A 12,868-nucleotide genomic window follows, 5' to 3' on the forward strand; every position below is an offset into this window, starting at 1 on the left:
TCATCGCTCTCCTCAGTTCACGACAGTGACCGGTACATCGGCATGCATGACCAGATTCTGGGTCGAACTGCCGAACAGCCGTTTCTTGAACCCATCCGCCGAGGCGCGCCCGACGATGATCTGGGTGCCGCCATTTTCGACCGTGATCGCGTTCAGCGTTTCAGCCACGTCGCCGTGGCGCACGATGCCCTGGGCCGTGAACCCGCCCGAGGTCAAAGCATCAACCGCAGGCGTAACGATGCGCGAAGTCGCCAATGCAACTTCTTCTTCGCGCCGCTTGTGTCGCTGGGCGTTTTCTTCCGGTGTCTGAAAAGTAAAAGGGGACCATTCGATGACGTAAACCACAAGTAATTCACACGTTCCGATCCGCTCAGCCAGGTCTTTGGCAAAGGCGATCGCGCGCTCTCCGGTTTCTGTCCCGTCCAGTCCGATGACAATCTTGGTTGTCATGACGTTTCTCCAATATTGTTGATTATACCGGGGCCCGTGCCCCCGGGCGGGCAGCCGGAGTCTGGAACGAATTCAATAGACTACCCGTGAAAATCAGTATCCGAGAAAAACAGCGAAAAACAGAGGGGAAACTGCAGATTACCCTCAAATTTCATCTATATATATGTTTTTAAAGTGTATATTTTGCCTATTTATTGAGCAATTCAGGACCTCAACCCGGATCTGTGTTGTAAATCAAACGCTCATCACAGGGCGCGATACGTAGGATATTGGTGGTGCCCGGCACATTAAACGGCACACCAGCAGTCACAACGATCTGATCAGTTTCAGCGGCAAAGCCCCCAGCACGAGCTGCACGGGCTGCATTCACAACCGCGCCCTTGAAACGCTCCAGCTCGGGCGTCATCACGCAATGGCACCCCCAGCTCAGGCATAGTCGCCGCGCAGTGCCGGTGGCCGGGGTCATGGCGATAATCGGCACTTCGGGCCTTTCTCGGGCAGTCAGCAAAGCAGTAGTCCCGCTTTGGGTGAAGCAGCAGATCGCCTTGATATCAGTCTTTTCTGCAATCTCGCGCGCAGCGGCAACGATCCCATCGGCAATCGTTGTCCCCTTGGCCGTACGAGACGAGGCAATGATCTGGCCATATGTCGGGTCCGCCTCGACCTCGATGGCGACCTTGTTCATTGTCTGCACGGCTTCGACCGGGTAGGAACCCGCAGCTGACTCGGCACTGAGCATGATAGCATCGGTGCCCTCATAGATCGCGGTGGCCACATCCGAGACCTCGGCCCGAGTGGGCATTGGACTTTCAATCATGCTTTCCAGCATCTGCGTCGCGACAATGACCGGTTTGGCCGCACCCCGGCATTTGCGCACCAGACGTTTCTGGATCGGCGGCACGGCCGAAACCGGCAGTTCAACCCCCAGATCGCCACGCGCCACCATGATCCCGTCAGACGCATCCAGAATGTCGTCAAACGCCTCGACTGCGGCGGGCTTTTCGATCTTGGACAGGATCGCCGCCCGACCATCGGCCAGCGCGCGCGCCTCGAAAACGTCCTTGGCGCGCTGCACAAAGCTCAGCGCCAGCCAGTCGACACCCAATTGGCAAACAAATTCCAGATCGTCGCGGTCCTTGGCCGACAGGGCCGCCAACGGCAGCACCACATCAGGCACATTTACGCCTTTGCGGTTAGAGATCGTGCCACCCACCTCAACGGTACAATTGGCGAAATCCTGACCGCACTCCTGCACGATCAGGCGGATTTTACCGTCATTGACAAGCAGGCGTGCGCCGGGTTCCAACGCGGCGAAAATCTCGGGATGCGGCAGGCAAACGCGATTGATGTCTCCGGCCTCGGGATCAAGGTCCAGCCGGAACGCCGCCCCCTCTTCCAATTCCTCAGAGTCGCTGGCAAAGACGCCGACACGCAGTTTCGGTCCCTGCAAATCGGCCAGAATGGCAATCGGGCTGTCCAGATCCTTTTCAACCTGACGGATAATCCGGTGCCGCTCGCGGATTTCATCATGGCTACCGTGGCTCATGTTCAAGCGGAACACATCGGACCCAGCCTCGTGCAGGGCTCGGATCATGTCATAGTCATTCGACGCCGGACCCAGCGTCGCCACGATTTTCACATTTCTCAGGCGTCGCATTGTTGGTGCTCTCCTCACGTATTCTCTGGGCGTCGCGCAAATGTTACCGCAAACATTGCTTCAAGCTGCTTATTGCGCAATTCCCTTTTATTAGCAACTGCCCTACACCTGCGACGAACCAGATGACAGGCTTATGACGTATTCTCCGTTTTTTATCCACGGCGCAGATCGCCCTTCGCGTTGGCTGATCACGTGTGACCACGCCACCAACACCGTCCCACACGACATCAATGGCGGAGACCTCGGCCTGCCGCGCGAGGATATGGAGCGTCACATCGCCTATGACGTGGGGGCGTACGAGGTCTCGAAACATCTTGGGGAAATCCTGAACGCGCCTGTGGTGGCGGCCAATTTCTCGCGTCTTGTCATCGACCCGAACCGGGGCGAGGATGACCCGACCCTGCTGATGAAGCTGTATGATGGGTCGATCATCCCCGGCAATCGTCACGCCGATGCGGCCGAGCGGGAACGGCGGCTGAACATGTGTTATCGCCCCTATCACAATGCTCTGGCCGAGCTGGCGGCCTTACCCCATGCGGTGATTGTGTCCATGCACTCCTTTACCCGACAGCTGCGGGGGCGCGAGCCGCGTCCGTGGCATGTTGGCGTGCTGCACACCCCGGACGAGCGTTTTGCGCGCCCGCTGATCACCCGGTTGCAGGCAGAAGACGACCTGTGCGTCGGCGTAAACGAACCCTATACCGGTGTCCTGCCCGGAGATGCCATCGACAAGCACTGCACCGCTTTTGGCCGCCCCAATGCTCTGATCGAGCTGCGCAATGATCTGATCGCCGATCACGCGGGACAACGGGCTTGGGCGGAACGTTTGGCCGTTGTGCTACAGGACGCGCTGGATTCCAGCGACCTTTGATCACACGCCATTGTGAGGATACCACCTGATCCCCATATATTCGTCGAAAGGGGATCGCCATGACCCATGAATTCGCAACCTCTGTGTTTGGTTGGATGGCCGCGCTGAACATCGCAGTGCTATTGTTCACAACATTAATGGTCCTGCTGCTGCAGGAGCAGATTGCGGGCATTCACAGCAAGTTATTCCAGATGGAGCGGTCGGAAGTGAAACGAGCGTATTTCCGGTATCTGGCCAACTACAAGGTCCTCACATTGATCTTTTGCATCGTGCCTTGGCTGGCCTTGAAACTGGCCTGACGTCCTGTTTGTTGAAACATCGCCTCCGGGCCGCTAGGTCAAGGACAACGATACTGTCATCCGGAGTCAGCACATGGACAAGCAAACCGAAATCGAACTTCAGGCCGCAGCCTTCCGCCGGTTGCAAAAGCACCTGATGGAAGACCGCACCGACGTGCAGAACATCGACATGATGAACCTGGCCGGGTTCTGCCGCAACTGCCTGTCGCGCTGGTATCAGGAAGCCGCAAACGAAAAAGGCATCGAGATGGGCAAGGACGAAGCCCGTCAGATTTTCTACGGCATGACCATGGATGAGTGGAAAGCCAATTATCAGACCGAAGCCAGCCCCGAAAAACAGGCCGCCTTCGAGGTCGCCTTTGACGAAAACGTCACCAAAAAAGGTTGAACGCTGAAATCAAAAAGGCCCGCCGGTTTGGCGGGCCTTTTCCTTAGATCGCCGCCTTGCGGCTTTCATCCAGATAAATCTCGCGTAGGCGTTTGGCAATCGCTCCCGGCGTACCATCGCCCAGCGCGACACCGTCAATCTCGACCACTGGCATAACAAAGGCGCTGGCCGAGGTGGTGAACGCTTCATCCGCCTCTTTCGCCTCATCGATCGTAAACAGGCGTTCTTCGACTTCCATCTGCGCCTCGGCAGCCATACGCAACACAGCCTTGCGGGTGATCCCGTGCAAGATGTCATTGGACAACGGGCGGGTCACGATCTTGCCGTCCTTTACGAAATAGGCGTTGTTGCTGGTGCCTTCAGTGACATAGCCATCCTCAATCATCCACGCATCATCGCATCCGGCGGCCTTGGCCATCATCTTGCCCATCGACGGGTACAGCAACTGCACTGTCTTGATATCACGGCGGCCCCAGCGAATGTCGTCAATCGAGATGATCTTGGCACCCTTTTGCGCCGCCGGGCTGTCGGCCAATCCCGGCTTGTTCTGGGTGAACAGAACCAGCGTCGGCTTGGTATCGGCCGCAGGGAACACGAAATCCCGATCCCCGTCGCTGCCACGCGAGACCTGTAGGTAGATCAGACCTTCTTCGATCCCGTTCAGCTCGACCAGCTTTCGGTGAATCTCCAGGAGTTCATCCTTGCTGCAAGGTTCGGACATCTGCAGCTCGTCCAGCGAGCGTTTCAGACGCACCGCGTGGCCTTCAAAGTCGATCAGCTTGCCGTCCAATACGCTGGTCACCTCATAAACGGCGTCGGCCATCAGGAAACCACGGTCAAAGATCGAGACCTTGGCCTCGGTCTCGGGCAGATACTCTCCGTTCACGTAAACGGTGCGGGTCATGTCACTCTCCTCAGCCCCAGAGCGCCGCTTTTGGCGGATGCACTCCGGCGTCATCAAAAATCAGCGGGTTGGTGCGGTCTTCGGCCAGAAGAAGCGGGCCGTCAAGGTCTGTGACCATCGCACTCTGCGCCAATAAGGTCGCAGGGGCCATCGCAAGCGAGCTGCCGACCATGCAACCGACCATGACCTTATAGCCCTCGGCCAGCGCCTGCTGCCGCAGCGCCAGAGCCTCGGTCAGACCGCCGGTTTTGTCGAGCTTAATGTTGACCACATCATATTTGCCCTTGAGGCCGGGCAAGCTGCTGCGATCATGACAGGACTCGTCGGCGCACACGGGCACCGGACGCTCCATTCCGATCAACGCGTCATCTTCACCGGCAGGCAAGGGTTGCTCGACCAGAGCCACACCCAAACGCACCAGATGCGGGGCAAGGTCGGCATAAACAGCGGCCAACCAACCCTCATTCGCGTCGACGATGATCCGCGCGTTCGGCGCGCCCGCGCGCACAGCTTCAAGACGGGGCATGTCGTCCGGTGTGCCCAGCTTGATCTTTAGCAGCGGGCGATGCGCATTGGCCGCAGCTTGCGCCTGCATCGCCTCGGGCGTGTCCAGCGACAGGGTATATGCGGTGATCTCGGGGCCCGGAACTGGCAAACCGGCAAAGTCCCACGCCCGTTTGCCCGCACGTTTGCACTCCAGATCCCACAGCGCGCAATCTACGGCATTTCGCGCCGCCCCGGCGGGCAGCAGGTCCATAAGCGATTGCCGGGTGATGTCTGCCGGCAGACCCGCGATCTCGGCCTCGACCGACTCGAGCGTTTCATCATACCGCGCATAGGGCACGCATTCGCCCCAGCCCTGATGCACCCCGTCCGAGACCCGAACGGTCAGCACCTTGGCCTCGGTCCGCGACCCCCGCGAGATGGTGAACACCTGCGCCAACCGAAACACATCACGAGAGACATCAATCTGCACGTGCCTGCTCCTTTTTCTTGTCCAATAGTGCCCGCCGAAGGGTTTCTTCGGCAGGCCCTGTTTGATCACAGCGCAGCTAGCGCGTCGACCAATTTACCCGCGCCGAAGCGGTACGGGTCTGTTGCGGGCAGACCCATTTCGGCCTCGACCTCGACGATATAGGCGCGCGCGTCTTCTTCGCTCAGGTTCTGCGTGTTGATCGAGACGCCAACAACCTGGCAGTCCGGATTGGCGATCCGTGCCAGCGGAAGGGCCGTGTCGCGCAGATCCGGCAGCGATGGCAACGAATATTCCGGCAGGCCGCGCATATGCGTCCGTGTGGGTTCGTGACACAGGATCAGCGCATCGGGCTGGCCACCATGGATCAGCGCCATGGTCACACCGGAATAGGACACGTGATACAACGATCCCTGCCCTTCGATGTGATCCCAGTGATCCGCGTCATTCTCGGGCGTCAGGTATTCGACCGCCCCGGCCATGAAATCGGCCACGACCGCGTCGAGCGGAACCCCCTGCCCGGTGATCAGGATGCCCGTCTGCCCCGTGGCGCGGAAAGTGGACTTCATGCCCCGCTTGCGCATCTCGGCGTCCATCGACATGGCGGTATACATCTTACCCGCCGAACAATCGGTTCCCACGGCCAGACACCGCTTGCCTGCGCGCTTGCGACCATTGGCAATCGGATACCCAACAGTCGGCACCCGCACGTCATGCAACGTGCAACCATGGGTCTGCGCAGCGGCAACCAGATCGCCCTCATCACGCAGCAGGTTGTGCAGGCCAGAGGCCAGATCAAACCCCATCTCAAGCGCCTCGATCAGCACCTTTTTCCACGCCGCGCTGATCACACCGCCCCGGTTGGCAACGCCAATGACTAGCGTTTTCGCCCCGGCAGCTTTGGCCTCGGCCAGGGTCAGGTCAGTCATGCCCAGATCCGCCTTGCAACCCTCCATCCGGTACTGGCCCACAGCGTTCTCGGGACGCCAGTCCCGGATGCCGATGGCAACTTTTGCGGCCAGCTGGTCGGGCGCATCGCCCAAAAACAACAGATACGGTGTCTCGATCACTGCGGTGCACTCCTTTGATTCCGACGCAGGCTAGTGGAGCCGGCAGGCGAGAGTTTCGCGAATTCCTTGGGCAACATAAGGCTGGTTGGGAAATTTTTGCACACCTATCCGAATTTCCGCAAAAATCTTTCATGTTCATAAACCGATTAAACTTTAACCACCGGGGGCGCAGCGTATTTTGGTGAATGCTGCGAATGCAATGCCGCATCTGCACAAAGGCGCTTGCGCAGGCTTGCGCAATTTAATACCCAATGAGGCAAGAAAATCGCAATTTCCTTACTCGCACGAGGTCCAGATGAGCTTTCGCCTTCAACCCGCCGCCCCTGCCCGCCCCAACCGCTGTCAGCTGTTCGGCCCCGGATCGAACACCAAGCTGTTCCCGAAAATGGCAGCCTCGGCCGCAGACGTGATTAACCTGGACCTTGAGGATTCCGTCGCCCCCACTGACAAGGACGTGGCCCGCGCCAATGTGATCGAGGCGCTGAACACCATCGACTGGGGCGGCAAATACATGTCCGTCCGCATCAACAGCCTGGACACGCCCTACTGGTATCGCGACGTGGTTGACCTGCTGGAGCAGGCCGGCGACCGTCTGGACCAGATCATGATCCCCAAGGTGGGCTGCGCCGAGGATGTTTACGCGGTCGACGCGCTGGTCACCGCGATCGAGCGCGCCAAGGGTCGCACCAAGCCCATCAGCTTTGAGGTCATCATCGAATCCGCCGCCGGTATCGCCCATGTTGAGGCCATCGCCGCCGCGTCCCCGCGCCTGCAGGCCATGAGCCTTGGCGCTGCGGATTTCGCCGCTTCGATGGGGATGCAGACCACCGGCATCGGCGGCACGCAGGAAAACTACTATATGCTGCGCGAAGGCGAAAAGCACTGGTCCGACCCGTGGCATTGGGCGCAAGCCGCCATCGTCGCCGCCTGCCGCACTCATGGCGTGCTGCCGGTTGACGGTCCGTTCGGCGATTTCTCGGATGATGAGGGCTTTATCGCACAGGCCAAACGCTCGGCCACCCTGGGTATGGTGGGCAAATGGGCGATCCACCCCAAGCAGATCGCGCTGGCCAATCAGGTCTTCACCCCGTCGGACGAAGCGGTGTCCGAGGCGCGCGAGATCCTGGCGGCAATGGAACAGGCCAAAGCCAATGGCGAGGGCGCGACCGTGTACAAAGGGCGTCTGGTCGATATCGCCTCGATCAAACAGGCCGAGGTGATCGTGGCACAGGCCGAACTGATCGCCGCCAACGGTTAACGAAGCAAGGCGCCCCCCAGGGCGCCTTTTTCTTTACCGACCGAAGACGTCGTTGGGCGTCCATGTAAAACGCTCGCCCTTCTTGCCCGATTTCATCATCAGGCAGGATGTGCCATATTTCTGAAAATATGTGATCTTCAGCGGATACCACCCGGCTTGTGGCACTTCGACCTCGGTTCTCTGATTGGCTTCGCAGCCTTGCCGCCCATTGACATAGCCGATCTGCTGCCCCCCGACCCAAGCGTCGATACCGTCATTCGACCAAGTCTCAAGCTCGTAGACACCCGGTGAATCGAACTTGATATACCCAGTGACTTCGGCTGCGACGTTGAACGCCTCGTTGAATGTCAAAACCGGATCGCCTTCGGTCGTATCACGATAATCCAAGCCACGCAGTGGTTTACCTGACTTGGCTTTCTTCAGAAGAAAACCAACTTTGGCCAAGTTTTGAATTTTGCGAGGAGGATTCCCTTCCCATGCGTATTTCACATCCAATCCGGGTTTGGGATTGGGTTGCGGGTTTGCCGGTTGCAGTTTCAAGGGTGCAGCCAACGCACCCCCGGCGAAAATCGCCAAGGCAGCGGCAAGTGCTCCGGTTCGAACGAGGTTCATGGTCTTCTCCCTGATACGGTCCCTTTGAGGTTATTCCCCATTTTGGTTGGGACATTTGTTCAACACTAGGACGTCGGAAATTACCCGGCAAGAGAGTTAACAATCACATTTTCGCAGTCATCCGCGCATGTCTTTGGGAGAACCCATCACCACGTATGACGTGATCGAGGTGACATGCGGCAGTGTTCCCAAAACGTCGGTGTGGAATGTTTTGTAGGCGGGAAGATCTTGGCACTCTACGCGCAACAGGTACTCGATCGTCCCGGTGATGTTGTGGCATTCAACCACTTCGGGTGCGTTTTGCAGTGCGCGCTCGAACCCTTCCTGCGCCGCTTTTGTATGCTCGCCCAGCCCCACTCCGATATAGGCCACAAAGCCCACCCCTAACGCCGCAGGGTTCAACACTGCGCGGTAACCTGAAATTACGCCTGAGCGCTCCAGCTCCTGCACCCGGCGCAAACAAGCCGAGGGGGACAGGCCCACGCGGTCGGCCAATTCCAAGTTGCTGATACGGCCATCTCGGGTCAATTCGCGCAATATATGTTGGTTTATTTGATCTATCTTCGACATTTGTTGCTAGAAATAAAGATACACGCACAATTTTGCAATTTCATTTGCCGTTTTCTGGGCAATGCTGCGCGCCATGACCTATGACTTGCTTCTGGCCCTGATCACCTTTGCCTTTGTCTCTTCAATTACACCGGGACCGAACAACCTGATGCTGATGGCCTCGGGCGCAAATTTCGGGTTCCGCCGGTCAATCCCTCATATGCTTGGGATCGGGCTGGGGTTCACCTTCATGGTTGTTTTGGTTGGGCTCGGTTTGGCGGCTGTCTTCGACCAATACCCAACCAGTTACACGGTTCTGAAAATCGCATCCGTAATCTATCTGCTATTCTTGGCCTGGAAAATCGCCAATGCCGCACCTTCAGGTCAAGCGGCCGAGGCTGGAACGCCCATGACGTTTCTGCAAGCTGCCGCATTTCAATGGGTTAATCCCAAAGCGTGGGCCATGGCCCTGACAGCGACCACGGCATACTCACCGGGCCGCACGCCCGAGGCCATTTTGCTCGTGGCGCTGATCTTTGGCGCCGTCAATCTGCCTTCGGTCAGCACATGGACGGTACTTGGACAGCAAATGGCACGAGTCCTCACGAACCCGCGCCGCTTGTTGGTTTTCAATTGGACCATGGCCACGCTGCTGGTTGCGTCGCTCTATCCGGTCCTTTGGCCCACTTGATTTACTTGAGCGGCAGGCAGATTTCCGTCAGCAATTCATCGGGCGGCGTATCGCGTGGGTCGTTGAGGTAAATCTCATAGCAGGGTTGATCCGCAGGCTCTTCGCCTGAGTCCGGCAGCCAATTGCCGAACAGGCTGTGATAGGCGGCGTGAATACCGGAATACGGACCTTTGTAGCGCAAGACTGCCGTCTTACCGCCGAGGATACTGAGGTCTTCCATCCCGTCCGGGGCCGCGTCTCCACGATATTCCGCGCCCGCGTAGCTGCGCAGGTCCTGCTCGGGTACCTCGTCGGGGCTGTCAAGGTAAAGACCAATGACCGGGCCTAATTGAGGCCAAAGCATACGGGATTCGCACAACGCGCCGAAGGTTTCAAAACTCCTACCGATCTCGGCATAGTTGCCGCAGTGCTTCAACGCGACAATCCGACGGGCAGGTTCGGTACGGGTTTCAACGGGGTGCATCGGGTAGTCTCCTGTTTTGAAATGTGGATGTGCTGGCAGGAACATACCGGCCTTTCGAAAGGCGGCTGGGCTGGTGCCATAGGCGTCAGAGAACGCCCGCGCGAAGGAGTTCAGGTTCGGATAGCCCACGTCGTTGGCCACTTGCGCAACCGGCACGTCGGTCTGCACCAACCGGCTGGCGGCACGGTGCAAACGGATCCGACGCACTGCCTGCGCACAGGTTTCGCCCGTTATTGCCCGAAACACACGGTGCCAGTGAAATCGCGACATCGCCGCCACATCCGCAAGTGCATCCAATGACAGATCCCCTGCGGGGTTGTCGTGGATGTATTCAAGCACACGCAGGATGCGGGTTTCATAGCTGTTTGCCATCCGGTTTCGTCCTTCTTCCTTGCCCCCTCACACAAGCATATTGCCGATCCACAAATCTTGCTGAGTTGCATCCCAGGCGACGTCAGGTCATATAGCAGGGAACTTCCGCGTTGAGAGGCGTCATGACCCAGTATCTGGATTTCGAAAAACCGCTGGCCGAGATCGAAGGCAAGGCCGAGGAACTGCGCGCGCTGGCCCGCGCCAACGAAGAAATGGACGTGGCCGAAGAAGCCGCCGCGCTGGATGCCAAGGCCGCCAAGCTGCTGGATGAGTTGTATGGCGATCTGACCCCGTGGCGCAAATGCCAGGTGGCGCGGCACCCTATGCGCCCTCATTGTCAGGACTATGTCAAAGAGCTGTTTACCGAATTCACTCCTCTGGCCGGCGACCGCAATTTTGCCGACGATCTCGCGGTGATCGGCGGGTTGGCGCGGTTCAACGATCAGCCCGTGATGGTGATCGGCCACGAAAAGGGATCAGACACCAAATCGCGGATCGAGCGCAATTTCGGCATGGCCCGCCCAGAAGGCTATCGCAAGGCCGTTCGCCTGATGGAAATGGCGGGACGTTTTGGCCTGCCGGTGATCACCCTGATCGACACCGCTGGTGCCTATCCCGGCAAAGGGGCCGAGGAACGCGGCCAGTCCGAGGCCATCGCGCGGTCAACCGAGATGTGCCTGAAGATCGGTGTGCCGCTGGTTTCCGTGATCATCGGTGAGGGCGGATCAGGCGGTGCGGTTGCGTTCGCGACGGCTAACCGTGTCGCGATGCTGGAACATTCGGTCTACTCGGTGATCTCGCCCGAGGGCTGTGCCTCGATCCTGTGGAAAGATGCCGAAAAGATGCGCGAGGCCGCCGAGGCGCTGCGTCTGACCGCCCAAGACCTGTATAAGCTGGGCGTCTGCGACCGGATCATCACCGAGCCCAAGGGCGGGGCCCATCGCGATCCCTCGGCCACTGTTGAATCGGTGCGTGCGGCGATTGCCGCGATGCTGCAAGAGCTCGACGGCAAAGACCCTGCAGCCCTGATACGCGACCGCCGCCAGAAATTTCTGGATATCGGTTCGAAAGGTCTGGCGGCCTAAAGCGCCTAGCCGCCCAACCTGCGCAACAGCGCGACCGAGGGTTCGCCGGTCACCGGAAGGCCATTGGCGCGCTGATAACCGCTGATGGCGGATTTGGTGTTGTTACCAATCACCCCATCCGCGCCTTGCGTGTCGTAACCCGCAGCGGTCAGACGGCGCTGCAGCTCTTTGCGGTCCTCCAGCGTCAGCCCGGTCGCATCCGGCCCGAATGAGGCCTGAAACGGCGCGCCCCCCGCGATCCGGTCAGACAGGTGTCCGACGCCAATCGCGTAGCTATCCGAGTTGTTGTACCGCTTGATCACCTGAAAATTGCGGAACACGGCAATGCGCGGCCCCGGCACCTGCGGCTGCAGCACCGCGACGGGCGTACCGGAAACCGTGCCGACCTCACCCCCCCAGGGCTGCCCACGCTCCCATCCCGAACGGGCCAGATAGGCCGCTGTCGACGCGAGCGAATCCGAGGGGTCCTCGGACCAGATGTCACGCCTCCCGTCGCCGGTGTGATCCACTGCAAAGGCCAGATAAGAGGTCGGGATGAACTGAGTATGCCCCATTGCACCGGCCCAACTGCCGGTCATCTTGTCCGGGGTCGTATCCCCCGCCTGAATGATCTGAAGCGCCGCGATCAGCTGTTTTTCGAAAAACGCACCGCGTCGCCCGTCATAGGCCAATGTAGACGTTGCCGAAACCACCGGCACATCCCCGCGCCGCGCGCCATATCGGCTCTCCAACCCCCAGACAGCGACGACAACCTCTTTGTCGACACCATATTGCGCCTCGATCTGCGACAGAGTTGCGGCGTGCCGAACCATCATCTGCTGGCCTGTCTCGATCCGCTCATCCGAGGCTGCGATAGCCAGATAATCCTCGAGCGATCGCTTGAACTCGACCTGATTGCGGTCACGTTCGATTACTCCGGGCAAATAGCCTGCCCCCTGGAACGCACGGTTGAGAGTTGTCTGCGAAATCCCCTGCGATGCGGCGCGGGTTTTGAAACCGGCCACCCAAGCGTCCCACCCGGCATTCGGAACCGGCCGCATCCGCGATGCCGGAGCTGTGGTTTGCGTGCCCCCTGAACAGGCAGCCAAGAGGGTCGATCCAAGACCGACAGAAAATACCCGACGATTGATCATGTTTAAAATCTGCTCTTGTTGTGATTTGGGATCAGAGTAACCCAGACCATCCGTCCAAGCCAGAACTGCTGTATCGAAACAAACACACGCGGC

At 59.0% G+C, this 12,868-nt stretch carries 15 protein-coding genes; 6 read left to right on the plus strand and 9 right to left on the minus strand.

Translation table 11 applies throughout. The annotated features are described in order from the left end of the window. Positions 1 to 12: 12 nt before the first annotated feature. Positions 13 to 450: a universal stress protein gene (locus ACR3EG_RS16320; RefSeq protein ID WP_170356081.1), complete on the minus strand. Its 438-nt coding sequence runs from the start codon at positions 448 to 450 to the stop codon at positions 13 to 15. A 211-nt stretch (positions 451 to 661) separates the two neighbouring features. Next, a complete protein-coding gene (gene pyk / locus ACR3EG_RS16325; protein ID WP_480497330.1) occupies positions 662 to 2,107 on the minus strand; it encodes a pyruvate kinase in 1,446 nt (481 codons plus the stop codon). 133 nt (positions 2,108 to 2,240) lie between these two features. Here pyk and ACR3EG_RS16330 point away from each other — a divergent pair, with 133 nt between their 5' ends. The 3 genes from ACR3EG_RS16330 (at position 2,241) to ACR3EG_RS16340 (ending at position 3,665) form a co-directional block, all read left to right on the plus strand. Continuing rightward, entirely contained in the window at positions 2,241 to 2,978 is a 738-nt protein-coding gene (locus ACR3EG_RS16330) for an N-formylglutamate amidohydrolase (protein WP_480497332.1), read from the plus strand. A gap of 59 nt (positions 2,979 to 3,037) precedes the next feature. Continuing rightward, positions 3,038 to 3,277, plus strand: coding sequence for a DUF6868 family protein (locus ACR3EG_RS16335; RefSeq protein WP_480497334.1), 240 nt, complete (start codon positions 3,038 to 3,040; stop codon positions 3,275 to 3,277). 73 nt (positions 3,278 to 3,350) lie between these two features. Then, positions 3,351 to 3,665, plus strand: a complete 315-nt coding sequence (locus ACR3EG_RS16340; RefSeq protein ID WP_170754950.1) for a DUF1244 domain-containing protein — start codon at positions 3,351 to 3,353, stop codon at positions 3,663 to 3,665. A 43-nt stretch (positions 3,666 to 3,708) separates the two neighbouring features. Here ACR3EG_RS16340 and ACR3EG_RS16345 read toward each other — a convergent pair whose 3' ends face one another. The 3 genes from ACR3EG_RS16345 to dgcN all read right to left on the minus strand — a co-directional run bounded on the left by ACR3EG_RS16345 (position 3,709) and on the right by dgcN (position 6,612). Then, positions 3,709 to 4,569: a D-amino-acid transaminase gene (locus tag ACR3EG_RS16345; RefSeq protein ID WP_480497337.1), complete on the minus strand. Its 861-nt coding sequence runs from the start codon at positions 4,567 to 4,569 to the stop codon at positions 3,709 to 3,711. A 10-nt stretch (positions 4,570 to 4,579) separates the two neighbouring features. Continuing rightward, positions 4,580 to 5,545, minus strand: coding sequence for an N-acetyl-D-Glu racemase DgcA (gene dgcA, locus ACR3EG_RS16350; RefSeq protein ID WP_480497339.1), 966 nt, complete (start codon positions 5,543 to 5,545; stop codon positions 4,580 to 4,582). A gap of 65 nt (positions 5,546 to 5,610) precedes the next feature. Continuing rightward, positions 5,611 to 6,612 carry an N-acetyltransferase DgcN gene (gene dgcN, locus ACR3EG_RS16355; RefSeq protein ID WP_480497341.1) on the minus strand — a complete coding sequence of 334 codons (1,002 nt, stop codon included), beginning with the start codon at positions 6,610 to 6,612 and terminating at the stop codon, positions 5,611 to 5,613. A 295-nt stretch (positions 6,613 to 6,907) separates the two neighbouring features. Between dgcN and ACR3EG_RS16360 the strand changes: the two genes are divergently transcribed. After that, entirely contained in the window at positions 6,908 to 7,870 is a 963-nt protein-coding gene (locus tag ACR3EG_RS16360) for an L-malyl-CoA/beta-methylmalyl-CoA lyase (protein ID WP_480497343.1), read from the plus strand. Between the two features lie 33 nt (positions 7,871 to 7,903). On the opposite strand, the gene ACR3EG_RS16365 is transcribed toward ACR3EG_RS16360, so the two are convergent. Next, positions 7,904 to 8,482 (minus strand): PA14 domain-containing protein, encoded by a 579-nt coding sequence (locus ACR3EG_RS16365; RefSeq protein ID WP_170754939.1) that lies wholly within the window; start codon positions 8,480 to 8,482, stop codon positions 7,904 to 7,906. A 117-nt stretch (positions 8,483 to 8,599) separates the two neighbouring features. Further along, positions 8,600 to 9,052 carry an Lrp/AsnC family transcriptional regulator gene (locus tag ACR3EG_RS16370; protein WP_353391571.1) on the minus strand — a complete coding sequence of 151 codons (453 nt, stop codon included), beginning with the start codon at positions 9,050 to 9,052 and terminating at the stop codon, positions 8,600 to 8,602. 73 nt (positions 9,053 to 9,125) lie between these two features. Here ACR3EG_RS16370 and ACR3EG_RS16375 point away from each other — a divergent pair, with 73 nt between their 5' ends. Further along, positions 9,126 to 9,722, plus strand: a complete 597-nt coding sequence (locus tag ACR3EG_RS16375) for a LysE family translocator (RefSeq protein ID WP_480497502.1) — start codon at positions 9,126 to 9,128, stop codon at positions 9,720 to 9,722. 1 nt (position 9,723) lies between these two features. On the opposite strand, the gene ACR3EG_RS16380 is transcribed toward ACR3EG_RS16375, so the two are convergent. Beyond that, positions 9,724 to 10,557, minus strand: a complete 834-nt coding sequence (locus ACR3EG_RS16380) for an AraC family transcriptional regulator (RefSeq protein WP_480497345.1) — start codon at positions 10,555 to 10,557, stop codon at positions 9,724 to 9,726. A gap of 122 nt (positions 10,558 to 10,679) precedes the next feature. Here ACR3EG_RS16380 and ACR3EG_RS16385 point away from each other — a divergent pair, with 122 nt between their 5' ends. Beyond that, entirely contained in the window at positions 10,680 to 11,642 is a 963-nt protein-coding gene (locus ACR3EG_RS16385) for an acetyl-CoA carboxylase carboxyltransferase subunit alpha (RefSeq protein WP_480497347.1), read from the plus strand. Positions 11,643 to 11,647: 5 nt separating this feature from the next. On the opposite strand, the gene ACR3EG_RS16390 is transcribed toward ACR3EG_RS16385, so the two are convergent. Further along, positions 11,648 to 12,775, minus strand: coding sequence for a lytic murein transglycosylase (locus ACR3EG_RS16390; protein ID WP_480497349.1), 1,128 nt, complete (start codon positions 12,773 to 12,775; stop codon positions 11,648 to 11,650). Positions 12,776 to 12,868: the final 93 nt, after the last annotated feature.

The sequence above is a fragment of the Ruegeria sp. AM7 genome (genome assembly GCF_056535965.1).